The 22,664-nt window shown below is 60.8% G+C and carries 24 protein-coding genes; 8 read left to right on the top strand and 16 right to left on the bottom strand.

Annotation, left to right across the window (positions count from 1 at the left end; genetic code table 11):
• Positions 1-61: 61 nt before the first annotated feature.
• The 8 genes from C8K61_RS18320 to C8K61_RS18285 form a co-directional block, all read right to left on the bottom strand.
• On the bottom strand, positions 62-1,177 hold the full coding sequence (locus C8K61_RS18320) for a hypothetical protein (RefSeq protein ID WP_108097715.1): 1,116 nt from the start codon (positions 1,175-1,177) through the stop codon (positions 62-64).
• Between the two features lie 124 nt (positions 1,178-1,301).
• On the bottom strand, positions 1,302-1,958 hold the full coding sequence (locus tag C8K61_RS18315; RefSeq protein ID WP_108097714.1) for a hypothetical protein: 657 nt from the start codon (positions 1,956-1,958) through the stop codon (positions 1,302-1,304).
• A 140-nt stretch (positions 1,959-2,098) separates the two neighbouring features.
• On the bottom strand, positions 2,099-2,767 hold the full coding sequence (locus C8K61_RS18310; RefSeq protein ID WP_108097713.1) for a hypothetical protein: 669 nt from the start codon (positions 2,765-2,767) through the stop codon (positions 2,099-2,101).
• 135 nt (positions 2,768-2,902) lie between these two features.
• Positions 2,903-3,169, bottom strand: coding sequence for a YceK/YidQ family lipoprotein (locus C8K61_RS18305; protein WP_108097712.1), 267 nt, complete (start codon positions 3,167-3,169; stop codon positions 2,903-2,905).
• Positions 3,170-3,204: 35 nt separating this feature from the next.
• Positions 3,205-3,990, bottom strand: a complete 786-nt coding sequence (map, locus tag C8K61_RS18300; RefSeq protein ID WP_108097711.1) for a type I methionyl aminopeptidase — start codon at positions 3,988-3,990, stop codon at positions 3,205-3,207.
• Positions 3,987-4,199, bottom strand: a complete 213-nt coding sequence (locus tag C8K61_RS18295; protein ID WP_108097710.1) for a ParD-like family protein — start codon at positions 4,197-4,199, stop codon at positions 3,987-3,989. The genes map and C8K61_RS18295 overlap by 4 nt, the downstream gene beginning before the upstream one ends.
• A 161-nt stretch (positions 4,200-4,360) precedes the next feature.
• Complete coding sequence (locus C8K61_RS18290; protein ID WP_108097709.1) at positions 4,361-4,744, bottom strand: hypothetical protein; 384 nt, start codon at positions 4,742-4,744, stop codon at positions 4,361-4,363.
• A gap of 266 nt (positions 4,745-5,010) precedes the next feature.
• Entirely contained in the window at positions 5,011-5,880 is an 870-nt protein-coding gene (locus C8K61_RS18285; RefSeq protein ID WP_108097708.1) for a GTP-binding protein, read from the bottom strand.
• Positions 5,881-6,113: 233 nt separating this feature from the next.
• On the opposite strand from C8K61_RS18285, the gene C8K61_RS18280 reads away from it, so the two are divergent.
• On the top strand, positions 6,114-6,491 hold the full coding sequence (locus C8K61_RS18280) for a glyoxalase/bleomycin resistance/extradiol dioxygenase family protein (protein WP_108097707.1): 378 nt from the start codon (positions 6,114-6,116) through the stop codon (positions 6,489-6,491).
• A 50-nt stretch (positions 6,492-6,541) separates the two neighbouring features.
• Here the strand turns inward: C8K61_RS18280 and C8K61_RS18275 are convergent, their stop codons facing one another.
• The 4 genes from C8K61_RS18275 to C8K61_RS18260 all read right to left on the bottom strand — a co-directional run bounded on the left by C8K61_RS18275 (position 6,542) and on the right by C8K61_RS18260 (position 11,888).
• Positions 6,542-7,738, bottom strand: coding sequence for a GGDEF domain-containing protein (locus tag C8K61_RS18275; RefSeq protein WP_108097706.1), 1,197 nt, complete (start codon positions 7,736-7,738; stop codon positions 6,542-6,544).
• A 216-nt stretch (positions 7,739-7,954) separates the two neighbouring features.
• Positions 7,955-10,375 (bottom strand): TonB-dependent receptor, encoded by a 2,421-nt coding sequence (locus C8K61_RS18270; protein WP_108097705.1) that lies wholly within the window; start codon positions 10,373-10,375, stop codon positions 7,955-7,957.
• A gap of 68 nt (positions 10,376-10,443) precedes the next feature.
• Complete coding sequence (locus tag C8K61_RS18265) at positions 10,444-11,379, bottom strand: FecR domain-containing protein (protein WP_108097704.1); 936 nt, start codon at positions 11,377-11,379, stop codon at positions 10,444-10,446.
• Positions 11,379-11,888: a sigma-70 family RNA polymerase sigma factor gene (locus C8K61_RS18260; RefSeq protein WP_108097703.1), complete on the bottom strand. Its 510-nt coding sequence runs from the start codon at positions 11,886-11,888 to the stop codon at positions 11,379-11,381. The genes C8K61_RS18265 and C8K61_RS18260 overlap by 1 nt, the downstream gene beginning before the upstream one ends.
• Positions 11,889-12,111: 223 nt before the next feature.
• On the opposite strand from C8K61_RS18260, the gene C8K61_RS18255 reads away from it, so the two are divergent.
• The 3 genes from C8K61_RS18255 (at position 12,112) to C8K61_RS18245 (ending at position 13,554) form a co-directional block, all read left to right on the top strand.
• The gene (locus C8K61_RS18255) at positions 12,112-12,414 is read left to right on the top strand and encodes a type II toxin-antitoxin system RelE/ParE family toxin (protein WP_108097702.1); all 303 of its coding nucleotides are present in this window, start codon (positions 12,112-12,114) and stop codon (positions 12,412-12,414) included.
• Between the two features lies 1 nt (position 12,415).
• Positions 12,416-12,868, top strand: coding sequence for an addiction module antidote protein (locus tag C8K61_RS18250; RefSeq protein ID WP_108097701.1), 453 nt, complete (start codon positions 12,416-12,418; stop codon positions 12,866-12,868).
• Between the two features lie 245 nt (positions 12,869-13,113).
• Positions 13,114-13,554 (top strand): DNA methylase, encoded by a 441-nt coding sequence (locus C8K61_RS18245; protein WP_108097700.1) that lies wholly within the window; start codon positions 13,114-13,116, stop codon positions 13,552-13,554.
• 3 nt (positions 13,555-13,557) lie between these two features.
• Here C8K61_RS18245 and C8K61_RS18240 read toward each other — a convergent pair whose 3' ends face one another.
• The gene (locus C8K61_RS18240; RefSeq protein ID WP_108097699.1) at positions 13,558-14,664 is read right to left on the bottom strand and encodes an SRPBCC family protein; all 1,107 of its coding nucleotides are present in this window, start codon (positions 14,662-14,664) and stop codon (positions 13,558-13,560) included.
• 86 nt (positions 14,665-14,750) lie between these two features.
• On the opposite strand from C8K61_RS18240, the gene C8K61_RS18235 reads away from it, so the two are divergent.
• From C8K61_RS18235 to C8K61_RS18225, 3 genes are all read left to right on the top strand, one after another.
• Positions 14,751-15,662: a LysR family transcriptional regulator gene (locus tag C8K61_RS18235; protein ID WP_108097698.1), complete on the top strand. Its 912-nt coding sequence runs from the start codon at positions 14,751-14,753 to the stop codon at positions 15,660-15,662.
• Positions 15,663-15,728: 66 nt separating this feature from the next.
• On the top strand, positions 15,729-16,709 hold the full coding sequence (locus tag C8K61_RS18230) for a GlxA family transcriptional regulator (RefSeq protein ID WP_108097697.1): 981 nt from the start codon (positions 15,729-15,731) through the stop codon (positions 16,707-16,709).
• Between the two features lie 97 nt (positions 16,710-16,806).
• Positions 16,807-17,511, top strand: a complete 705-nt coding sequence (locus tag C8K61_RS18225) for an NAD(P)H-dependent oxidoreductase (protein WP_108097696.1) — start codon at positions 16,807-16,809, stop codon at positions 17,509-17,511.
• 91 nt (positions 17,512-17,602) lie between these two features.
• On the opposite strand, the gene C8K61_RS18220 is transcribed toward C8K61_RS18225, so the two are convergent.
• On the bottom strand, positions 17,603-19,306 hold the full coding sequence (locus tag C8K61_RS18220; protein WP_108097695.1) for a thiamine pyrophosphate-binding protein: 1,704 nt from the start codon (positions 19,304-19,306) through the stop codon (positions 17,603-17,605).
• A 69-nt stretch (positions 19,307-19,375) separates the two neighbouring features.
• Positions 19,376-20,824 carry an aldehyde dehydrogenase family protein gene (locus tag C8K61_RS18215; protein ID WP_108097694.1) on the bottom strand — a complete coding sequence of 483 codons (1,449 nt, stop codon included), beginning with the start codon at positions 20,822-20,824 and terminating at the stop codon, positions 19,376-19,378.
• 150 nt (positions 20,825-20,974) lie between these two features.
• Here C8K61_RS18215 and C8K61_RS18210 point away from each other — a divergent pair, with 150 nt between their 5' ends.
• Positions 20,975-21,583, top strand: coding sequence for a TetR/AcrR family transcriptional regulator (locus C8K61_RS18210; RefSeq protein ID WP_108097693.1), 609 nt, complete (start codon positions 20,975-20,977; stop codon positions 21,581-21,583).
• Between the two features lie 5 nt (positions 21,584-21,588).
• On the opposite strand, the gene C8K61_RS18205 is transcribed toward C8K61_RS18210, so the two are convergent.
• Complete coding sequence (locus C8K61_RS18205) at positions 21,589-22,425, bottom strand: SDR family oxidoreductase (RefSeq protein ID WP_158272521.1); 837 nt, start codon at positions 22,423-22,425, stop codon at positions 21,589-21,591.
• Positions 22,426-22,664 lie beyond the last annotated feature (239 nt).

The raw sequence follows: 22,664 nt of genomic DNA, 5'->3' as shown, positions 1-22,664 counted from the left end.
ATTCTCCTGGTGGCCGGTTTTGGGGGCGGTTTCGTACTCCAATTACTCGAATCACACGACGTCAGTTTTTCTTTTGTAGCACGGGCTCAGTCAATTTGAGCTGGACAGGTGCAGCAGCTAGCTCACTCAAGGCCGTATGGATCTTTTCCTGAGTTTCAGCTGTCGCGGCAGCTTGAGCCCGAATTGCGCTTAACTGGTCAAACTGTTCATAGCGCTCTTGCTGCAATGCTTCTAGAAGCTCCGAGTTTTGCTGAATCTGTTGATACAAGAGCCCTTCGAACGCATTGGCTCGCGTATTGAGATTGATGTCAGAGTCAGCGGATTGACTAGCGTCGAATATTGCTGTTACGACGGTCGACACCACAGATACGAACACAGCAGCCACCGCCCACCACAAGCTTCTGTTCGCTCTATCAGCCGATTGTTTTGCCTCTACCTCTGAGGCACGGACTTGGGCGAGCCATTGCGGAAGCGCGACTCGAGTAACCGAATTCGCCAGGTCGCCGATATGCTTTAGCATCGCTCCCTGTGCAACCAGCATTTCCTTCATGCTCTCGGCTGTTGTTTCCGCAGCGCGCGCAGATCTTGCCTCAGCAGTCTTGGACCAATCGAACTTAGGTAATGACGGCTGCTCAAATTCAATCTTGGAGGTTCTGTCTGTGAAGCTTTTACTTAGCTCCGTCACGCGCGCTATGGTGTCCCATGCTTCCGGCTTCATCTTTGCCGTGAGAGCGTCTATAACCTTTCCGGCAGCCCTGATGCCCTTATAACTCGCAGCCATCTGAGCGCTCAGTGCTTCCCCTAAATGCAATCCAGAAAACAATAAGTTCCTGCTCTTCAATCTCTCTCCAAGCACGTCGAGAGGATGTCCCTCTTTCCAGCTGAATCCAGAGACCTCGAGAAGCGCCGCGGCAAGCTGTTGCAGCGAATCTTCCGCAAGAGATGAAATTCTCTCTTCAGAAACCACTTCACCGCCAACACTCAACGCTGTTTTGAGCGCACGCAAGCCAATGTCTCGATTCGGAGTGTCTTGTTCCGCAGGACTCGACATTTCCATCATCAGCCCAACATTCACAGGAGTGACCTCAAACCTCAGCCCTTCCAACTCAACAACAAGAGGCTCGGCTGGTTTTAAATCGTCCAGGCTAATTTTCTTAGGTATTTTTTCGTCGCTCATCGCGCCCACTGAGGTCAGGTACTGGTAACGCCATCGTCTCGTACTTCATAAATTAATTCAGCCTTTCCCTAATCACCTCTAGCAGTACTTTGGCAAGGGAATAATGGAATAGATAGAACCTATATCAGCGCTCGTCGCTATGTTCCCGCCGCCTTTTAAATTCTTCAGCATCATCGCGAGTCATGACTAACGACGGCGCCGTGGCATGAGCTTCTTTGGCTTCATCAGCGGTTAACTGACGCCCCTCGTGCTGCTCGATCAACGGAATCAGTTCGCTGATATCGGGCACGGTGACAATCACATAGCCAGCGGGATTCGGGCGAGCGGCCAACGCACCGTAAGCGCCTGCATCGCCAATCGCCAACGGCGCATTGGCGGGCTTGGGTTGAGCGGCCGCAGGACTTGGCGGGGTGCTGGGTACAGGCAGCGTGCCAACGTAATCCTGAAGTGTGCGAACCGTCAGGCGACTCAGCAGCTCATCTGGGTCCGTTGTCCCGGCAAGCTGCGACAACGCCGCGTCGTCAATCGACACGCCGATATCACTTTCAATCGCCATGATGATCTCGACTAAATCCAGCTCATCGGCGGGTGATGGTTGATTGGCGAATGAGGTGTCGAGCGCCACCTGTGATTGCGAAATGCCAAGGATCTCGGCTGTTTGGCTCAGGACGGATTGAGCGGCGACTTTCTTGGCCTCCGCCAGAGGCAGGTTGTTGTCTACGGCCAAGGCCATCAGGGGCATGCCCAGTAAAGCGGTTGTGAAAAGTTTTCGAACGTTCATTGTGAAACCCTCCTTGCGCCGTGCGCCTTGAAGCCCGCCGGCTACCTCGCCGCCAACGGCCGTTACTTGTCATCCGCTGCAGTTCCAAATCTCGGGCGAATGTCTGATTTAGCTCCAGCATCCAACAGGCGCATCGGAGGTCAGTCCCAATCCCTAAACTCGGAATACTCATGTTTTTTACACAGCGCCCTTTGCAACGTCCCATCCGCTCTGATGATCGAGGCGCCATAGCTGGTGTTGATAAAGACCTCACCGCTTTCGGTCATCCAGGAATCTTCAGGGGCTGCATCCAGGCCGAACAGAAGGGAAACCCCAACCGACTCGCCCTTCTCTGTCACCAGATAGACGTTGCCTCTGCTCGTTAACATGTGGGAAAGACCAGCCACCACGATCACGCCATTTTTTGTGGCGTAGATTTCGTCGATATTGTCCTTCACCACCTTGTGCGCTGCGCCTTTGCCGTCGACGAACATCAGTTCGCCGCCCCACTCGCCTCTATCGCTGCCCGTCAGCCAACCGCCGGCCATTTTTAGCGCCACTTGGGGCGTTTGGGTGATAACGGAGGACTCTCGGCCATTTTTCCCGTAGCTGTAGACAGTCGCCTGGTGGGATAAGGCCTTGAGGCGTTCTTTGTCGTTTTTATAGGTCAGCTTCGAGGCGTCGACCGGCGCTTCGGCATGGGTGCAGTCGACTTCTGCAAATGGGTGGGTTTGTGCGGGGAGTACGAGGGGCACATCAGGTGCTTTGGCGGCGCAGCCAAGCAGCAGGCACAGGCTGAGCAACATGACGACGGTCTGGGCAATTTGCATGGCGGTCCTTGCTGGCGTTGTGTGGAAAACCCGCATCCCGCGGGGGAACAGCGCTGTTGCTGGGCGGTACATTACTGAGGCAAAAACGGCCTGTCCATGGCGGCGTCCACTGCCGCCAACAGATGTTCCAGATGCTTACCGAGTCTGCCCCGCATTGAAGGCGGTATAGGGCAGGACCAGCGTATCCCCGACCACGCTGAGCGGCAGGTCGATCACCACCAGCGGAATGAAGGCGGCCAATACGCCGGCCTTGCCGTCGGTGAGCATCTGCAGGTACTCGACATCGGTGGCGGCCCCGCAGTATGGCCGGGGGCCGCAGCGGGCGTTGTCATCGAAGGTTTCATTGAGGGTCGCGCAGCCACTCAATAAGGCCAGTAATAACGCGGTAACCAGGGGTCGCATGGAAGTTCCTTTTCTCTGATGTAAAGGGCTAAGCCCTAACCGGCTTGAACCTGTTCCCTCAGCGCGGTTTCCTCGGGGCGCAGGGTCAATACGCGCACACCGTCACGGGTTACGGCCACGGTGTGTTCGAACTGGGCAGACAGTTGACCGTCGCGGGTCACCACGGTCCAGCCATCTTTTTGGGTGAACACCGCTGATGCTCCCTGGTTAAGCATCGGTTCGATGGTGAACACCATGCCTTCGCGCAACACCAGGCCAGTGTTCGGTTTGCCCCAATGCAGCACTTCCGGCGGCTCGTGCATTTCCCTGCCGATGCCATGCCCGCAATATTCGCGGACCACCGAGTAGCCATGCTCGCGCGCATGGCGTTCGATGGCATGGCCGATGTCACCCATTCTGCCGCCGGGGCGAACGGCTTGAATGCCTTTGCACAGTGCCTCATAGGTAACGTGCACCAAGCGTTGTGCCGGCGCGCTTACTTCGCCTATCAAGTAGGTTTTGCTCGAGTCGGCGATGTAGCCGTTTTTCTCCAGGGTGATGTCGAAGTTGACGATATCGCCGCTTAACAACACCTCGTTCGCGGCCGGGACACCGTGGCACACCACTTGGTTGCGCGAGGAATTCAGGGAGTAGGCAAAGCCGTACTGGCCTTTGCTGGCTGGCCGCGCGTTAAGCTGTTTGACGATGAACTGGTCGACCAGGTCGTTGACCTGCAGGGTCGAGCAGCCGAGCAAGTCCAGGCCATCGAGGTAGGTAAACACCGAGGCCAGCAGTTGACCGGCTTGCGCCATCAGGGCCACTTCTTCGGGGCGCTTGGTCATACCGAGGCGCCGTTGACGGCGTGCGGCGCAACGCCGGCGGCGTACAGTTCACGCACTACGATCTCGTTGAAACTCTGGGTTGGGTTCATCTCGCAGAGCATGCCGATCTTGATCCAGAAGGCCGCTTGCGCGTTGATCGAGCGGCACGACACGCCGCTCGCCTTGCGCAATTGGTCGTGCAATTCCTCATCGATATTTACGATGCCCATAGCTAGCGCCACCACATGATTTATATACGATTCATATATTAACCATATGACGCCAGTGCCTGAAAGGTTCAGATTGATCCACTGGCGATCTTTTTCTGCCGCAATCAATAAAAAGCCCCGCGCATGGCGGGGCTCTTCTAGCGCGGTAAACCCAGCGCAGCTTAGCGGTTGTTGTAACCGTCTTCGCTTGGGTCGTAGGTGATCTGGTAGATGTTGAAGGTCGAGCCGCCGATGCCTACACCGTTGTAGGTGATGCGGCCTTGGCCTTTGTACAGCTCTTCCATGCGCATGCTGTCTTTGCCGAAGTAGAACGGAATGAACGCCTTGCCGGTGGTGTGGCTGTAGGCGTCAGTAGGCATGCCGATCAGGTCGTGGGTTTGCTGCATGGACATGCCAGGGCGCAGTTTGGCGAACGGGCTACCAGCCGGAATCTGGCCGATGATTTGTTGCTCTTTGGCTTGTGGCGCAGACGGTTTTTGCTGGGCGCATGCGGCCAGCAAACCCAGGGTTACGATCAAGCTGACTTTGACGAACGTGCTACGCATTGCGTTTCTCCAGTGGGACTAAAGGAACTGGCAAAGGCGCTTAGCCTTCCTTGGCCAGGATTTCGCCGGTCGTTTTTGCCGCCACAGGACAAAGCCACAGCACAGGTAGCAAAAAAGGCTCGGACAGCGAGGGGGTTAGCAGTTACAGGCGGGCGTGTTCCTTGCCGCCAGAGGCTTGCAATCCTTTGTAGTGATGCTGATACGTGCGGCACTGTGGCAGGGTGATGGGGGGCATTCAATGGCTTTTGCTAAGGAACGGAGGTCTGTCACAGATTGCCGAAGACCAGTTCATCAGCCTCAACCATCTGGCGCTCGGCGTACCGGGAACTGATACCCACCACTACACCCAGCGCAATAATTCTGCCCTCGCGCTCAAGCAACAGCCGTGAACCCGCCGCCGACACCGGAGCGCTCAGTTGCAGGGCCAGCTCGCCGTTGTCGCCAGGATTGAGCACGTTGGTCGAGGACACCGTTGCGTGGCCAACCTGGCCGTTGACCCAGACGTTGACCGGGCTGTCTTTGCGCAGCGGCAGCGAGAGTGCCGATTCTTCGGGCGTTAGCAGGTAGATAACCGTCGCCAGGTTCTTCCCGGTGACGTCCGTGAGCTCCAGTTCTGGCCGCGCGGGTTCGTCCTTGAGCGCAGTCAGGGCGCTGGCCAGACCGTTGACTTGTTGCACCGGCATCTCGGCGGCATGACTGGCGTCATAAAACACCGGGGCGCTGTCGCCGTGCATTTCGTAGGCGTTCATCAACTCGCGTATTTCCAGCTCCTCCAGCTCAAGCAGTTCGGTGTCGTCCACTTGGGCGACGTTGACCAGCAGTATGGAGAGGCTCGGCACACCCGCTTGCCGGGCGATCTGGATATGTTCACGAGTGATCGGCAATGGGCCCTGGGTGGCGTTGACGACAATCACCGCGTGTTTTGCCCGCTGCGCCAGGCTGGCGATGCTGGATGCCGAACTGCCCTGTGGCGCAGTCGCGACGCTGTTGCTGCCTGAGCGGCACGGTTGCGGGCATTGCTGCAGTACTGCCACGCGGATGTCATCGCCAAGCAGCACGATGTCGGGGAGCGCGGCGCTCCAGGCTGGCAGAGTAAACAGAACGGCCATGGAGGCCAGTGCCATACGCAACGTCATCGCATCCCTCACTTAGGTGAACAGTCCTTGTGCGCCGTATCCTAACGGCACGGTTGCGCGGTGTCTGCTGTACTCCACGTTGGTACGCCCAGCAAACCGCCCCCTTTACTTGTTCCACCCCGGCCAATACCCTCTGCCGCGCAGGCACCGCCCTGCCATTTCTTACAGCGCAAGGCGCCGCCCTTTTCCAGCACCGCCTGGACGGTGGTGGTGACCGGGCATGAGGTTTTGCGATGAGCGAAGTCGTTGATCACGGCGTCCGTTTCGGACGAATTGCCGTCACCCTTCCGGTAACAGACATGGCCAAGGCCCATGACTTTTATACCCAAGTACTGGGCTTCACCAAGACGTTCGAGAATGGCAACCCGGTGGGTTTCATGATTCTCAAGCGCGACCAGGGCGAGCTGCATTTGACTCTGCATCCCCAGCACCAACCGAGCAGTTTTAATGCCGCTCACCTGTTGGTGGATGATGTCGACACGCTGTACGCCACCTGCGTGCAACACGGCGCACGGGTGATCAAAGGGCTGAAAAACCAGGACTACGGTTTACGTGCGTTCGTGTTTGCCGACCCGGATGGCAACCGTATCGATGTGGGGCAGCAGGTTTAGAAAAACCTGCCGTGCTGGGTTACGTTGAGCCACTCGTAGCTCAATGCTGATTAGACGTTCTCAAGCACCGGCGTTTGGTGACCCGAACGCACCACCACGGTATTGCGACCATCGGCCTTGGCCGCGTACAGCGCCTGGTCGGCGAGCACATAGGCGTCTTCGAAGCAGGCGCCCTGCTCTACGCTGACCAGCCCGGCGCTGATGCTGATGTGGCGTCCATCGACTGCCAGCACCTGGGCAGTATTGCGCCGCAAGCGCTCGACAATATCCCGCGCCACGGCCAAGTCGCAGCCATAAAACAACACGGCAAATTCGTCGCCACCCAGGCGTCCGGCGATGTCGCCTTTGCGGATGGTGTGTTTCACCAGGCTGGCGAAACGTTCGAGGATCGCGTCGCCTTCGGGGTGGCCGAGCTGGTCGTTGATGCCTTTGAAGTCGTCCATATCACAGAGCATCAAACACACTGGGGCCCGTACGTTATGGGCCAGTTCGATCATCTGGTTGCAGGACGCTTCGAAGTACGCGCGTGAGTAAAGCGCGGTAAGCGAGTCGACGTTGGCGCGGTGTTCCAACTCCGCCTTGGCGCGTTTGAAGCCGCTTTCCACGCGGCCATGCAGCAACAGCAACATCGCGCAGATACGCAGTACGGCGGCAATCACCGTGGCAATCAACAAGACCGCGAGCAGGCCTCGGTCCGGCGGCAAGTCCAGGCCCAGCGCGGGCACGGTTTTCGCCATGCGGTACAGGGTCACCAGCAGCACCACCAGGGCACTGAACAACATGATCTGCATCGGCAGCCGCGGCGCTAGCGGGCGAATGCTCAGGAGCAGGGCCAGAAACAGCAGTGCCTGTACACCGGTGCCGGCCGAAAACACCATCGCACGGGTGGCAAAGTCGGTTCCCAGCACCCAGGTGGACAACAACGCCAGGTAAGCCAGGCCCGCCACCGCCCAGCGCAGCCACATGCCTTTGCGCAGACCAAACCAGTCGCGCAGCCCTGCTTCGATCAACGGGATGGCGGCGAAGAAGGAAATATTGGCGACGATCAACATCAGCGGATGGGGCGCAATGGCGAAGGCAATCAGCAGAAAGCTGCCGAGGCTCAGCAGCACCTCGTTGGCCACCCACCAACCGAAGCCGATGCTGTGGCTCGATGAGCGCCAGAACACCCCGAGCAGGAACGCCAGCATCACATGAATGAGGGTGGAGAAAATCAAGATGCTAGGCAGATCAAGCGCGAGAGCCATGATTACGACTACCTTGGTGCGGCGACCAGCCGCCACTGATGCCCGGAGCGGCCTTGGCCAACCCTGAATAAAAAAGCCCACCGTGACGCGATGGGCTTTCAGCTATTTCCAGGAAGGGCTGACACGCTGTCAGCCACGCCTCCCGGCGCAAGCGCGGAAACTCTATCCGATATTGCGCCGCGAGGGTATTGGCTTGAGCAGGCAGGCTCGCCGGTGTCAGAAGCCGATAGTGGCGGACACCAGGTACGTGCGTGGCGTGGACAAGCTCAGCCCCGGCTCGCTGTCATCAGAGGCACCGGAGGATGCCCAGTAGCGGGCGTCCAACGCGTTCTCGACGCCGGCACGTAGGGTGATGTCTTTTTCTGCTGCCTTGAAGGCATAGCGCACGCCGAGGTCGAGACGTTCCCAGCCATCGATCTGCTTGGTGTTGCCCTGGTCCAGGTACTGCGAGCTGGAGTGGATGCCGCGTGCGGTCAGGGTCAGGCCGGCCAGGGTTGGCACGTCCCACTCGGCGCCAAGATTGACGTTGTATTCCGGGGTGGCTGGCGCACGGTTGCCGTCCGAAAGGCCGCCAACGGTGCCGGTCAGTTCGCTGTCGATATACATCACCCCACCGAGCAGGCGGAAGCCCTGCAGCGGCTCGCCAAACACGCTGAGCTCGATGCCTTTGTTCTCACGTTTGCCGTTGGGACCGAATACCCGCGAGGTGGCGTTGGTTTCGTAGGCTGGCTGCTTGATGCGAAAGGCACTGGCGGTGAAGGCGACGCTGCCGAAGTCGTACTTGGCGCCGACCTCAACTTGCCGGCTGATAAATGGCGGGAAGATTTCATTCGAGTTGCGCGAGGTGGTCGGCGCGATTTTGCCCTGGCTCAGGCCTTCCATGTAGTTGGCATACACCGAGAACTGCTCGCTGACCTTGTACAGAATGCCGCCAGAGGGCGAGACCTTTTCCTCGTCGTAGGCGGTGGCGCCTTTGACGTCGTTGGTCCAGTCATCCACCTTGACCCGCTGCCAGCGTCCGCCAAGGGTCAGCTGCAGGCGGTTGTCGAAAAAGCCCAGGGTGTCGGACAGTGCCACGCCGCTGAAACGGTTCTCGGTGTACACCTCGTCGTCCTGGCGCGTGGCTGTGCTCGGCGTCGGCGTTTGTACCGGGTCATACAAGTTGCTCGGCGCCGTGGCGTAACGTGCGCCGCCGTTGGTGAAGTCCATGTAGAAGTAGCTGGCCGCCAGGTTGATTTCATGGCTGACCGGGCCGGTGTCGAACCAGTTGCGCACGCCGGCCATGGCGGTGCGTACCGATTCGTCGCGGGTGAAATCACGCGGCTGCACAATGAAGTCGCCGGCATCGTTGGTCACCGGCACGTTGTGGCGCAGGAAGTCGTGGTTGCTTTCACGGGCACCGAAGGCGGCGTAGGCCATCAGCGAATCGCTTAGGTCGTACTCGCCGTTCACCGCGCCAAAGGTGTCTTCGGTGCGCGCCTTGCTCCAGGCCTGGGCGTAATTGCGGTGCACGTCGTCGGCATCCGGCACCTTGGCATTGGCGCCGATCAACACGCGCTCCTGGGGTGCATCGGTGTCGCGGGTGGTGTGGCCGATATCGGTGGACAGACGCAGGCGCTCGCCATGGAAATCCAGGCCCAGCACCGCCATCTCGCGGTCCACGCTCTGGTGATCCCACTCGGTGTCACCCGACTGTTTGACCCCGTTGAAACGCAGGCCGTACTCGTTGCTGTCACCGAAGCGGCGGCCGATATCCACGGCGCCACCGACCTGGCTGTCGGAGGCATAGCTGCCGGTGAATTCGGTCAACGGTTTTTCTTCGGCACGCTTGGGCACTATGTTGATCCCGCCGCCGACACTGCCGCGCGGCGAGATGCCATTGATCAACTGAGTCGGGCCTTTGACGATGTCGACGCGGTCGGCCATTTCCATGTCGATGGAATACGTCGGCAGCACGCCATACAGACCGTTGTAGGCGACGTCGGTGTTGAACAGGCTGAGGCCGCGGATGGTGAATTGCTCGAATCGGCCCCCGGCGGGATTGGTGGCGCGGACCGAAGGGTCGCTCGCCACCAGGTCGTTGAGGGTCCGCGCCTGCTGGTTCTTCGCTGCCTCACTGGTGTAGGTGGTAATGCTGAACGGGATGTCCATAAAGTCGCGCGAGCCCAGCAAGCCTTGCGAGCTGCGGCGCGCCACCTGGCCACCGGCGTAACGCTCGCCGTCGCTGCTGAGGTAACCGCCGGTGATCGCCGTCGGAGCAATTTCCAGGGTGCCGGAACTGTCTGGCGCCGGCACCAGGGTGTAGGCGCCCTCACCTGCCGACTGCAGCTGCAAACCGCTGCCTTGCAGTAGGCGCGCGAAGCCTTCCTGCACCCCAAAGGTGCCGGACAACCCGGCACTGTCACGGCCGCTGACCAGCGCCGGGTCGACCGACAGATTGACCCCGGCCTGGCTGGCAAAACGGGTCAACGCACTGCTCAAGGTGCCGGCCTGCACCTCGTAACTGCGGCGGGCGTCATCGGCCCAGGACGTGGCGCTGAACAGCGGGCTGGCCAGGCTCAACACCAGGCCCAGGCGGGACAACGGACGCAGAGCAAAAGGCAGGCGTTTGGCGCGGTAAGGCTGTACTGCTGGCATGGCAAGAGGCTCTCGATTTCTATTCACTTGCCTGGAATGACCGGCGAGGTGAAAAAAAGGGACAGCACTCACGCAAGATTTTTTCGCGGGACCAACGTCACCCAGTAACGGCTGCGACTCTGCACTTCGATGGGCAGGCTGGCCGCCAGCAGCGCCAGCACCTTGTCGGTGTTGTCGAGGCGGAAGCTACCGGTGACCCGCAAGGTCTCCAGCGCCGGCTCCCAACGCAACAGGCCTGGGCGGAAGCGGCTCAACTCGCGGAGGAAATCACCCAGTGGCTGGTTCTCCGCAATCAGCACACCCTCGCGCCAGCCTGGCTTGGCGGCGTCAAACGCTTGGAGCGGACCGATACCGCCGGCCTGCAAACTGATTTGCTGCCCTTCTTGCAGCAGCAATTCGGCGCCCGACAATGGCTGCACTCGCGCCACGCCGCTGACCACCGACACCCGGCAATCGCGCTCATTGAGGCGCACGCAGACGTCGCTGCTGCTGACCATCACCTGCCCATACGGCGACTGAATCGTCAGCATCGAACTGCCCGGCACGGTCAACGCCATTTCCCCACGCAGCAGGATCAGTTGGCGGGCAAGCAGGTCGACGTTCACCGCGCTGTCAGTACTCAGCTGCAGATTGCTGCCGTCGGCCAGGGTCAGCTGTTTGCGTTCGCCGGTAGCGGTGTGCAGGTCAGCGGTCCACACCTCCAGTGGCAACTGGCGGCCGAGCAGCCAGGCGGCCGGCACCAGCGCGGCGACACCCAGGGCTCGCTTGAGTGCGCCGCGGCGAGCGAGGTCCGGGCGATCCAGCGTGGCCATGGCCAACGCCGCTGGCACATCGGCAAACCGCTGACGCAATAGCTGCGCTTTCTGCCAGGTGCTTTCGTGCTGCGCATGGCTGCTACGCCACGCCTGCAGCCGCTGATGATCGGCCTCAGTGGCCGCGCCCGACTCCAGCAACGCCAACCAGCGCGCCGCCGCGCGGGCCACTTCGAGGGCTTCGCTGGCCATTAGAGCTCAACCAACAGGCAATGCTCATAGGCCTGCGCCATATAGCGCTTCACCGTGCGCTCAGACACCTCCAGGCGCTCGGCAATCTCGCGATAACCCAGGCCGTGCAACTGGCTCCAGAGAAACGCGCGGCGTACCAGCGCCGGCAGGCCATCAAGTAGCTCGTCCAGCGCATGCAGGGTTTCCAGCACCAACCAGCGCTGCTCCGGCGACGGCACACAGTCTTCCGGCAACTGCGCCAACGCTTCCAGATACGCCTGTTCCAGGCTACGACGGCTGTAGAAATTGCTCAGCAGGCGCTTGCCCACCGTCAACAGATAAGCCCGCGGCTCACGCAACTCCGCCAGTTGCTGGGAGCTGGCGAGTACCCGCAGGAACGTATCCTGGCTGAGGTCCGCCGCATCCCAGGCATTACCCACCCGCCGGCGCAGCCAGTTCTCCAACCAACTGCGGTGCTCGCGGTACAGCGTGCTCAGGCTGTGATCCGGGGGTGTCGCGGCGTCAATCATCGCTAGAGGCTCTGCCTGCGGAACAAATGAGAATGGATTCTATTTAAGACAGAGTGCGAATACCAAGACTTTTATGCAGGGAGTGACGGATAAGCGTGCGGGGCACTGGAGGGCGTGGCTCGATTGGGGGCGGAAAAGGGGCGGTACGATTGCGGGATGAAGTATCCGCGCCCTTTTGGGGTAAGCATCAACAGAATGTAGCTAGAAGGCTACACGCGAGACTATGATCAACACGCTCAGCAAAACATCCGAGTTCGATAGCTGGCTCGATGGCGTGAAGGATGTTCAGACAAAGGCAGCCGTGATGTCCCGACTGGACCGCGCCGAGGCAGGCAACTTTGGCGATTGTGAGCCTGTAGGTGATGGCGTCAGCGAAATGCGTATTTTTGTCGGCCCGGGGTACCGAATCTATTTTGTACGCACCGGCCACACGGCTTACCTGATGCTGTGGGGGAGCGATAAAACTGATCAGCAAAGAGGCATCAAGCGAGCTAAAGAGATCCTTAAAGCGTTGCGAGGAAATTGAAATGAACGAAGCTAAATTCAATCCTGAGGATATGCCAATCCTCGACTTGGACACCTCTGAAACCAGTCGCTATGAGGCCTCGCGCTTCCTCGATAGCCCGGAAGTCATCAGCGCGTATCTTGCCGAAAGCATGAAGGCACAAGACCCGCAATTACTCATGAAGGCGCTTGCCGAAGTTGCCAAGGCCCAGGGCGTCCACAAGGTTGCGCAAGAGGCGGGGGTGAATCGGGAAAGCCTGTACAAATCGCTCAAAGGCGGCGAAAAAACTCGCTTTGAGACGGTTAGAAAGGTGATGAAAGCGCTGGGGGTAGAGCTGACTGTACAGCCCATTGGCGCAACCACAGCCCCGCCAACCGTCGCCACACGCACTGCGGCAATCGCGAAAAAACCTGCCAAAGCGAAAGCCGCGGCAGCTGCAAAGCCCACAGCAGCAAAGGAACTTCACCAAGGTTAACGCTGCCGTCCAGCAGCCGTGAGCTTGATGTATTTCTGGAAAAAGAACCGCGTCGCTGTTCGACACTCGTTTGACACCGCCAAATCGGCCAAGCCGCGAAACGAGAAAGGTCCGTTAGGTGCACCACGCCTTTCTCAAGGTTCACCTCTTTTCTCCCCATCGAGTGGCCCATTAAGCCGAAAGCCCGAACCCTAATGCCCGCACTCAGTCCCTAGCAGATAGCCATCCAACGCAAGGACACCTGCATGGCCACAAAGCACATCAGCGCCCAGCAACTGGGACTTCATACAGGGCTGGCCAAGGGCGATGAAGAGGCCCTGTTCAAATGGCTGTTGGCGAGCTTTCTGTTCGGCAAACCGATCCAGCAACAGATTGCCGAACAGGCCTATCGCGTGATCGTTGAAAAGTACCAACGCGACACTCCACGCAAACTGGCCAACTGCACCCAGGCCGAGCTGGTGCGCATGCTCGGCGAAGCGCATTACGTGCGCTACGACAACTCCACCGCCGAGCGCTTGATCAAGCTGGGCAAACAGCTGATCGAGGACTACGGCGGCAAAGTGCGCAACATCCATGAGCAGAGCGCTGATCGGGCGGACCTCGAACAGCGTCTACAGGCGTTCAAGGGTGTAGGGCCCAAGACCGTGCAGATCTTTATGCGTGAGGCTGGGCCGGGGTTGTATTGAACGTCACACCAAGGGCGCAATCACCTTCTCCGCCATCTCGCCAAGCCGCTGCAACAGTGCCACCGAATCCCGTTCGATGCGTTTATGCAGCCCCAGGCGCGCCGCCAACCGGCCTATCCAGTGGCCGAAGCGATACTCCAGCGTGCGGGTAAAACGGGTGCCGGTAGCAGTGGCCGAGCAGTCGTAAGTCACCACCATCTGCAAGCCATATTTGCCACTCGCCCTCGCCTGCCAGCGTTGCCCGGCAATCACATCCAGCACCTGCCAGCGCAACGCGCCGGCGCGTCCGCCTTGATACTCGAACGTGCTGCCGGCTGGCAGCGAGCCTGGTGGGCCGTCGATGGCGATGTGGTAGGGATGCCATTCGTGCCAACGGGTCGGGCAGCTGACGTAGGCGAATACCTGCGCGGGTGAACGACGGATGTCGACGTGGTGCTGCATCCAACGGCTGGCGGTTGATTCCGGTGCCTCCCAGTAAAGCGTGCCGTAGATCCAGTCCCACAGCGGAAAGACGATGTTGAAGTTGTGCGTATGCATCAGCTCACGTGCATGGTGCAGCTCGTGCAAACGGCGCATCTGCCGAACCCAGGGCAGACCTGAAATCGGGTGTTGTTCGGGCAGGTGCTCGCAGGCATGCAGTATTTCGTAGCTGAGGTAGCCGAGCAGCATCGAACCACTGAACAGCGCGGCGACGTTGCTGTTGACCAGGCTTAGCAACCCGAACACACCCAGGGTGCCGAGAGCGAACACCGCGATCAGCCAGGGCGGGAAGAAGATCACGCGCCAGTCCTGGCGGGTTTCGAAGGCCATCTGCCCCTGGGCGAAGAAGCTGTGGTGGTCGCCCGTATGGCGTTTGTAGAACAGTGCGCTGAAGCCGTGTTTATGGTGCCCGAGGTGCTTGTGCACCATGTACTCGCCCCAGTTCTGGAACACCAGCGCCAGCGGAACGGCCAGCCACTCCCATGGCTGCACGTGCTCGGTTCTACTCCAGAACAGGCCAATGCACAGGGCGCCGAACAGCAGCACGAAGCCGCCGTGCAGCCAGGCGTTGTAACGCGGGTGGATGTCTGCCCGGTAACGGGCGCGGAACGTGGCGGTATCAAATTTCATCGGGCAATCCTTCTTGTCGAGGCGTTGACCGAAGATAAGCCGCTGGCCATTATTCGTATAACGGATATTCAGAAAGAGCTTTATTCATGATTACGAATTTGCGCCAACTGGATCTCAACCTGCTGCTGGTGTTCGACGCCCTGATGCAAGAGCAGAACCTGTCGCGCGCCGCCCTGCGTCTACACCTGAGCCAGTCGACCGTGAGCAATGCTCTGGCCCGTTTGCGCCAGCAACTCGGCGAGCCACTGTTTCAGCGCACCGCGCGCGGCATGGTGCCGACACCACACGCCCATTCGCTGTACACCCCGGTGCGCCAGGCCCTGCACCTGCTGCGAATAGGCCTGGGCCCGCAAGAAGCCATCGACCTGCAGGCCGAGCAGACGTTTCGCCTGTCGATGAACGACTACGCCCAGGCGCTTTTTCTGCCCGGCTTGCTCGCCCGCATCCATGCCCTGGCACCGCGCGTGGTGTTGTCGGTGCAATCGGACGATGCCGACACCTTGCTGCAGCGACTGAAGACCAGTGAGTTGGACCTGGCCATCGATTACCTGCACTTCGACGATGAAGACCTACGCTACCAACCCCTGCGTGAGCAGGACCTGGTGGTGATCGCCCGCCATGACCACCCGGCCTGCCGCGAAGGTTTGAGCCTGGCGCAGTACCAGGACAGTCAGCATGTCTCGGTGCATTCCCGCGCCGGCCGCGGCTCACCGCTGGAGATCGTCCTCGGCTCGGCCAAGTTGCGCCGCAAGGTGCAGCTCTATGTGTCGCACTACCTGGCGATTCCGGCCATCGTCGCGCAGTCCGACCTGCTCGGCACCGTGCCACGACAACTCGCCGAGCACTTTGCCCGGCACTACGCGCTGCAGATTTTCCCGCTGCCACTGGAGATGCCAGCGGTGCAGGTCAGCCTGATCTGGCACCAGCAGCAGGACCGCGCAGTGGGCTTGCGTTGGCTCAAGGAGCAGATCGTCGAGGCGTTCAGAACCGACCCTTGAGTGCCGGTTTTGCCGCGTAACACCGCCCTGGTGTAAAAAGACCACCTCTTATACGGAACCCTCGGCATGCCTGCGGCCGCGATCTACCTCTACGACCAGTGCTATGCCTCCAGCGTCAACGGCGTGGCCGACGTCATGCAGGTGGCCAACGCCCACCTTGCCGCGCAAGGCTCGACGCAGCGCTACAGCTGGACGTTTCTGGCCCACAGCGACCAGGTCATCGCCAGCAACGGCCAGCCCCTGGCCTCACGACGCCCCGAGGCCGGCGAGCAGTTCGACTTTATCTATATTCCCGCCTGCCACTACCAGGGCTATCACCCCTTTCGCGCCTTCCTTGATCAGCAACAGGTGCCCTGCGCCTGGCTGATCGAGCAATGGCAGCAAGGCGCCGAACTGATCGCCACCTGCACCGGCACCTTTCTGCTGGCCAACACCGGCTTGCTCGACGGCCGCGTGGCGACCACCACCTGGTGGCTGGAGGAGCAATTTCGCTCCTGGTTCCCGGCGGTCAACCTGCAGATGGACCCGGTGCTGACCCAAGCCGAGCGGCTGTTTTGCGCCGGCGCGCTGTCTTCCTACCACCTGCAGTCGATCCAGACCATCGAACGCCATTCCGGCGCCGAGCTGGCGGCTCAGTGCGCAAAAAGCCTGCTGATTGACGTCAGCCAGACCCAACAAACACCCTTCTTGCCGCTACTGGCTCAGCGTTCGCACAGCGATGCCGTGGTGCAGCAGGCGCAGGATTACTTGCAGCAAAATCTGGCGGCGCAGATCCGCCTGCCCGAGCTGGCCAAACGCCTGGCGGTCAGTGAACGCACACTGATCCGGCGTTTTCACCTGGCGCTGCAAAACACGCCATTGGCCTACCTGCAAAACCTGCGCATCGAGGCGGCGCGGGGATTACTGGAGGCTGGCAGTCAGCGCATCGAAGACATCGCCCAGGCGGTCGGTTATGTCGATGACAGCTCCTTCGTCCGTCTGTTTCGCCAGCGCGTTGGCCTGACACCGGCCGCGTACAGGCGCAAATTCCGCATTGGCGGCAGTTGAGCGATTGGCAGCATCCGCACATTTAGCGTCATTTTCGCCACTGGGCCTGTACGCTGCGGCCGCCTACCCTGGCGCCCATTGTCCATGAGGTGCGCCTATGAATGTCCTGATCGTCCACGCCCATCCTGAGCCTGCGTCCTTTACTTCGGCGCTGTTCCAAGCAGCCCGCGAACACTTCCAGAGCCAAGGCGCGACGGTGGAAGTTTCCGACCTCTACGCGACGCAGTTCGACCCGGTCGCCAGCGACCAGGACTTCACCAGCCGCGCCGAAGCCGACTACCTGGTGTACGCCCTCGAGCAACGCCACGCGGCCAAGGCCGGTACCCTGCGCAGCGACATCCAGAGCGAGATCGACAAGATCAACCGCTGCGACCTGCTGATCCTCAGCTTCCCCGTGTACTGGTATTCGATGCCGGCGATTCTCAAAGGCTGGATCGACCGCGTATTCGTTTCCGGCCTGTTCTATGGCGGGCGGCGGATCTTCGACCAGGGCGGCATGCGCGGCAAACGCGCGTTGGTCTGCGCCACCTTGGGCGGGCGGGAGCGGATGTTCTCCGCCGAAGGCATTCACGACGACCTGCGCGACCTGTTCCGTCCGCTACTGAAAGGCACCCTCGGCTACACCGGTTTCGAGGTGCTCGAGCCATTCTTCGGCTATCACGTACCGTACCTGGACGATCAGGCCCGCCGGGACATCCTCGGCGACTGGCAACAGGCCCTCGCCAACATCGATTCACGCCCGGTTCTGGCCATGCCGATTACCGGCGAATACAGCAGCAATTTCGAAGAGCGGATCGGCTGATTCAGCCGAGCACCGGCCTGACTGCGTTGACAATAAAGGACGAACACCCGGCGCTGCAGCACCCCGTTGCGGGGTGCGCAGTGCGGCAGACTCAGTAGCCGCGTTCGCCATACCAGGACATGAACTCTTCAATCCCGGGCATCTCCGACGCATTGGCGGCGCCGTCGATAACCACCTGCACCACTGCCGGCCGGTTGCTGTCCAGCGCCCGCTGCACCGCCCCGGCGATGTCTTCGGCGCGGTCGACATACTCGCCGTACGCACCAAAACCTTCGGCGATCTTGTCCAGGCGCAGCTGTTTGCCCCAGTGCGCTTCGGTTTCGGCCGAGTCCATACCGAAGGCGTTGCGGTACACCGCCACTTCCAGGCCCCAGGCGTAATCGCAGCCGACGATGCAGACGATCGGCAGGTTTTTGCGCACGGCGGTTTCCAGTTCGGAAATATGGAATTGGAACGCCGAGTCGCCGGACATCAGCACCACACGGCGGCTGTCGCCCACCGCCAGCTGCGCGCCGATGGCGTGGGGCAAACCGGTGCCCAGGTGGCCGAAGTTCTGGCACCACATGGCATCGCGGGCACGCAGTTGGCTGTAGGCCGAGGCGAAGATGGCGAAGGAGCCGCCGTCACGCACCATCACGGTGTTTTCCGGCAGCAGGCGCGTCGCCTCCACCACCAAATGCCCAGGGTGAATAGGCTGCGAGCGGGTTGGCAGGTTACTGACCATAACGCCGCGCACCTTTTGCGCCAGGGCGGCGAGCTCCGGCAGCTTGGCCGAAGGCTGGCGATTCAGCGCACGGATCGGTGCGGTTAGCTGCGGCACCACGTCACGCAGGTCGCCCACCAGCGGCACGTCGATGGGCCGGTTGACGCCGATGGCCAGGGAGTCGCGCTCGATATAGATCCACTTGCGATCCACCTGGCCTTTTTCCCAGTGCCGACCGGTGCCGTAGTGCACCGGTTCGCCGATCTCGGTGCCGATAGCGATCACCAGGTCAGCGGCGGCCACAGCGGCGGTACCGGACGGCGTCGGATAGGGAAAACATTGGCTGTCGAGCCCTGGCAATACCGCGCCGGCGCCAGGGGTGGTGATCACCGGACAACCGATGGCCTTGGCCAGTTCGGCCACCGCTTCGTGGGCACGGCTGACCAGTACGCCCTGCCCCACCAACAGAATTGGCGACTGCGCGTGCTTGACCAATTCCAGCGCTTCTTCGATGCGCTGTGCATCGGCGCCCTGGCGCACCAGGCGGTACTGCTCGGGGCGCTTCACTGGGGTTTGTTTGAGCTGTGACTCCAGCACGTTCATCGGGTACTCGATGTACACCGGGCCAGGCGTGCCGGACAGCGCGCGGCGAAAGGCTTCGTGGAAGATCTCATCCACCTGCTCGGCGAACTCGATGATGCCGACGTACTTCATGGCCTCTTCGAAGTACTTGGGCTGACGGGTGTACTGAAACTGGCCTTTGCGCACCTTCTGGTCGAACACCCGCTCACGCTGACCGGCGATAAAAATCGTCGGCACGTTTTCTTTCGCCGCGCAGATGGCCGCAGCGGCCAGGTTGGCAACGCCAGGGCCCTGGTTGCCGACTACCACGGAAGGAATGCCGGTCATGCGCCAGTGGGCATCGGCCATAAAGGCGCCCGCTTGTTCATGGTGCGGGGCGATTACCCGCCAGCCGCGTGCGGCAGCGGCATTGAACAGGCCGATAAAGCTTGGGTCGGGAATGCCGAACAGGGTTTTCATCCCTTCGGCTTCCATCAGTTCGAGCATTCTGTCGTGTACGAAATAGGTCATGGCGGTTAACTACCTTGGGACGGATTAATCTCAGCGCTGCGCGCTATTCAAAAAAGGGCTAGCGCCGGCTCAGCTCTCACCGAGCGCGCCGGCAATCAGGGCGTCGACGGTGGCGCCGTAGGGCGCAAACATCGCCGCGACCAGATCATTGCTGCCGCGCTCGACCACCGAGCGCAGGTTGGAAAATTCGAGGAACCCCTCGTAGCCGTGGTGGCGCCCGGAGCCGCTTTTGCCCACCCCGCCAAACGGCAACGTCGGCACCGCCGCATGCAGCGCAGCGGCGTTGACGCAGGCGCCGCCAGAGGTGGTGCGCGCCAATACCTGCTCGGCTACCGAGGCGCTGTGGGTGAAGATGTACACGCCGAGCGGGCGCTCGTTGTCGTTGATATAGGTGATGGCATCGTTGAGGGAGCGGTAGGTTTTCACCGGCAGAATCGGGCCAAAAATTTCGTTGCGCATCAGCGCCATGTCATCGGTCACATCCAGCACCAGGTAGAACGGCATGCGCCGCGCGGCTCGGTCCAGCGGGCCGCCGATTTCCACGATCTGCGCGCCCTTGCTGCGGGCATCATCGAGGTAGCCCAGCAAGCGATCGAGGTGGCGCTGGTTGATGATGCCGGTGGTATCCGGGTGGCTGGCGTAGTTCGGCAGGTTGCTGGCGAACAGTTGCTCGACCATCGCCACAAACTGCGTCCTCGCCGCCTCCGGCAGCAGCACGTAATCGACGGTCACGCACATCTGGCCGTTCTTGATGGTTTTGCAACCGATGATCTGTTCAACCGTCGCCGCGTCAAGGCCATCTTCAGCGATCAACGCCGGGCACTTACCGCCCAGCTCCAGGGTCACCGGCACCAGATTGTGCGCGGCCGCAACGGCCACCGAACGGCCGACCTGGGTGCTGCCGGTGTACATCAGGTGGTCCCATTCCAGCGTGGGGAAGTGTTGGGCCAATTCCAGGCCACCGGCTACAGCGGCAACCTGTTCCGGGTCGAAGGTGGCGCGGACCATTTCCAGCGTCAGCTCACTGCACGCAGGCGTCAGGTCGGACGGTTTGATAATGGCGCGGTTACCGGCGGCAAGCATCTCCACCACTGGGCCAAAGCCGATATCAAAGGGGAAATTCCAGGGCGCCATATTTCCGATCACACCCTTGGGCTGCGGCTGGATATAGGCCTTGGCGCTGCCATACAAGGCCGGCTCCATGGGGCGTGCCTGGGCTTTCATCCACTCGGCGAGGTTCTGCGCCACGTACTGCACGCGCCCCGCTACGCCGAGGCATTCCACCAGGTCGGCGAATTGCGTGGGGTGGGCGCCGAAGTCGGCCGCCAGGGCCTGTTGAATACGCTGACGGTTGCTCACCATCATCCCGGCAAAGGCGCCGAGCAGCTCCAGGCGCTGGTTGAGGCTGGGCGGCGGCTCGCGCAGGAAAGCGTTTTTCTGCAGGGTAAAGGTACGCCGCAGTTCAGCAATCGCCGGGGCATCGGAACCGGCGAGCGTGTCGCGTTCGATAAAAGCCATGGGGACGTCTCCTGATTGTTGTTATTGCTGTTTGAGATGAATGAATTGCCTGGTTTTCTTCGGCGCCGCGACCTCGTTATGATGCAACGCGCCAGCCCATTTCTAGGGTGAATACCTTAGATTCCGATAGCCCAAGCCAACGGACGCTCCATGAAACGCCAGAGCACTCGCGACAAGATTCTGCTCACCTGCCGAAAACTGTTTAACGCCAAAACCGTCGGGGCGGTAACCACTGCGGCTATCGCCGAGGCCGTGGGCATCAACGAGGGCAACCTGTACTACTACTTCAAGAAGAAGAGCGACGTGGTCGCCGCCCTCTTCGAGCAGTTCGCTGCGAAACAACTGCGGCTGGCCGAGCAGGACCGCAACCTGCGCGACTGGTTTGAGCTGATGTGGGAGTGGCGCTTTTTCTATCGCGACACCATGGCCATCCTGGCCATGGACCCGAGCCTGCGCAGCCACCTCAAGCACCTAGCCGACCAGGTGCAAAGCCGCGGACGGCTGAAGCTGATGGAAATGATCGAACTCGGCCAACTCAAGGCCACCGAGGCCGAACTGGATGTGCTGCTGGAAAACTGCTGGATCATTTCCACCTACTGGATCGAGTACCTGCACTCGCGCCACGGCATCAATCGGGTAACCAAAAAGCACCTCGACTGGGGCTACCGGCAGATGGCCGCGTTGTTTCAGCCCTACCGGGTAGCGAGCCAGCAGCTGTTGGCCAGCAGCGATTTTCTGCCGCACCCGGACCTGGCATGAGCGCTTCACTTGGCGTCGGCCCCGGAGACTTTTTCCATGCGCCAACGCATCAGGCGCTGCATGAAAGTTGGCGATAGCCGTTGCAGCAGCCAACCGACCCACACCTCGTTACGCGGCGTGGTGCAGAACAGCTTGCGGTTGCGCACGTCCTCAAGCACGTCACGGGCCACGAGGTCGGGAGAGGTACCTTTGGCGGCGTAGTGCTGCGCGGCTTGTTCCTGGCGGGTGGCAGCGGTGCTGCCGCGCATGGTGGTGTTCTTGATGATGTCGGTGTTGATGGTGCCTGGGCACAGAATGGTCACGCTGACGGAGGTGCCGTATAGCTCGGCCGCCAACGATTGCGACAAGCCGACCACCGCATGTTTGGCCGCGCAGTACGGCGCCGCACGGGGCATGGGGATGATGCCCGCGCCGGAAGCAGTATTGATAATGTGGCAGGGGCCGGTTTGTTTGAGCATGCGCGGCAGGAACGCGTTGATGCCGTGCACCACGCCCATCACGTTGACGTCGAGCATCAGCTTCCAGTCGGCCAGTTCACAATCGACAAACAATCCGGAATGCCCTACCCCGGCATTGTTGAACAGCAGATCGACCCGTCCTTCCTGCGCATACACGCGGTCGGCGAAAGCCGTCACCGCTCCGGCATCGGCAACATCCAGGGCAAACGCCTGACCACCAGGCAGGCTGGCAGCCACGGCTTGCGCAGCGTTCAGGTTGATGTCGAGGCAATACACACGCGCGCCGTTGGCGCCGAGCAAGGTCGCAATGGCGCGGCCGATACCGGCACCCGCACCGGTGACCACGGCGACTTTGTTGTTGTAGTAATGGGCAAGCTGGGACACGGCGATGGCGCTCCTGCTCCACCTTCTCCATCGCGGAGTAAGTGGTGAGATGGAAACGTGATGAACGGATGAGTCGATCAACACAACTAAGGTAATCACCTTATTTTTGTCGCCGAATCAGCGTCAACATCATCCCTGGCAGAAAAGCGTCCAGCGGCTGCTTGCGGCGCCCAGCGCTGCGCGCAAAAGACCCGTTGCAGAGCGGTTGATACCGGGTCATCAGAAACACAAATGGGTGC

The organism is Pseudomonas sp. GV071 (assembly GCF_003050835.1).
Lineage (GTDB): Bacteria > Pseudomonadota > Gammaproteobacteria > Pseudomonadales > Pseudomonadaceae > Aquipseudomonas.
Note: the sequence above shows the minus strand (reverse complement) of the source record. Positions and strands in the feature narration are given on the sequence as shown.

What these genes read in the sequence shown, in the direction of transcription:
- C8K61_RS18320 (WP_108097715.1), bottom strand. Translation starts at nt 1,177, where the DNA reads ATGAGCGACGAAAAAATACCTAAGAAAATTAGCCTGGACGATTTAAAA.
- C8K61_RS18315 (WP_108097714.1), bottom strand. Translation starts at nt 1,958, where the DNA reads ATGAACGTTCGAAAACTTTTCACAACCGCTTTACTGGGCATGCCCCTG.
- C8K61_RS18310 (WP_108097713.1), bottom strand. Translation starts at nt 2,767, where the DNA reads ATGCAAATTGCCCAGACCGTCGTCATGTTGCTCAGCCTGTGCCTGCTG.
- C8K61_RS18305 (WP_108097712.1), bottom strand. Translation starts at nt 3,169, where the DNA reads ATGCGACCCCTGGTTACCGCGTTATTACTGGCCTTATTGAGTGGCTGC.
- map (WP_108097711.1), bottom strand. Translation starts at nt 3,990, where the DNA reads ATGACCAAGCGCCCCGAAGAAGTGGCCCTGATGGCGCAAGCCGGTCAA.
- C8K61_RS18295 (WP_108097710.1), bottom strand. Translation starts at nt 4,199, where the DNA reads ATGGGCATCGTAAATATCGATGAGGAATTGCACGACCAATTGCGCAAG.
- C8K61_RS18290 (WP_108097709.1), bottom strand. Translation starts at nt 4,744, where the DNA reads ATGCGTAGCACGTTCGTCAAAGTCAGCTTGATCGTAACCCTGGGTTTG.
- C8K61_RS18285 (WP_108097708.1), bottom strand. Translation starts at nt 5,880, where the DNA reads ATGACGTTGCGTATGGCACTGGCCTCCATGGCCGTTCTGTTTACTCTG.
- C8K61_RS18280 (WP_108097707.1), top strand. Translation starts at nt 6,114, where the DNA reads ATGAGCGAAGTCGTTGATCACGGCGTCCGTTTCGGACGAATTGCCGTC.
- C8K61_RS18275 (WP_108097706.1), bottom strand. Translation starts at nt 7,738, where the DNA reads ATGGCTCTCGCGCTTGATCTGCCTAGCATCTTGATTTTCTCCACCCTC.
- C8K61_RS18270 (WP_108097705.1), bottom strand. Translation starts at nt 10,375, where the DNA reads ATGCCAGCAGTACAGCCTTACCGCGCCAAACGCCTGCCTTTTGCTCTG.
- C8K61_RS18265 (WP_108097704.1), bottom strand. Translation starts at nt 11,379, where the DNA reads ATGGCCAGCGAAGCCCTCGAAGTGGCCCGCGCGGCGGCGCGCTGGTTG.
- C8K61_RS18260 (WP_108097703.1), bottom strand. Translation starts at nt 11,888, where the DNA reads ATGATTGACGCCGCGACACCCCCGGATCACAGCCTGAGCACGCTGTAC.
- C8K61_RS18255 (WP_108097702.1), top strand. Translation starts at nt 12,112, where the DNA reads ATGATCAACACGCTCAGCAAAACATCCGAGTTCGATAGCTGGCTCGAT.
- C8K61_RS18250 (WP_108097701.1), top strand. Translation starts at nt 12,416, where the DNA reads ATGAACGAAGCTAAATTCAATCCTGAGGATATGCCAATCCTCGACTTG.
- C8K61_RS18245 (WP_108097700.1), top strand. Translation starts at nt 13,114, where the DNA reads ATGGCCACAAAGCACATCAGCGCCCAGCAACTGGGACTTCATACAGGG.
- C8K61_RS18240 (WP_108097699.1), bottom strand. Translation starts at nt 14,664, where the DNA reads ATGAAATTTGATACCGCCACGTTCCGCGCCCGTTACCGGGCAGACATC.
- C8K61_RS18235 (WP_108097698.1), top strand. Translation starts at nt 14,751, where the DNA reads ATGATTACGAATTTGCGCCAACTGGATCTCAACCTGCTGCTGGTGTTC.
- C8K61_RS18230 (WP_108097697.1), top strand. Translation starts at nt 15,729, where the DNA reads ATGCCTGCGGCCGCGATCTACCTCTACGACCAGTGCTATGCCTCCAGC.
- C8K61_RS18225 (WP_108097696.1), top strand. Translation starts at nt 16,807, where the DNA reads ATGAATGTCCTGATCGTCCACGCCCATCCTGAGCCTGCGTCCTTTACT.
- C8K61_RS18220 (WP_108097695.1), bottom strand. Translation starts at nt 19,306, where the DNA reads ATGACCTATTTCGTACACGACAGAATGCTCGAACTGATGGAAGCCGAA.
- C8K61_RS18215 (WP_108097694.1), bottom strand. Translation starts at nt 20,824, where the DNA reads ATGGCTTTTATCGAACGCGACACGCTCGCCGGTTCCGATGCCCCGGCG.
- C8K61_RS18210 (WP_108097693.1), top strand. Translation starts at nt 20,975, where the DNA reads ATGAAACGCCAGAGCACTCGCGACAAGATTCTGCTCACCTGCCGAAAA.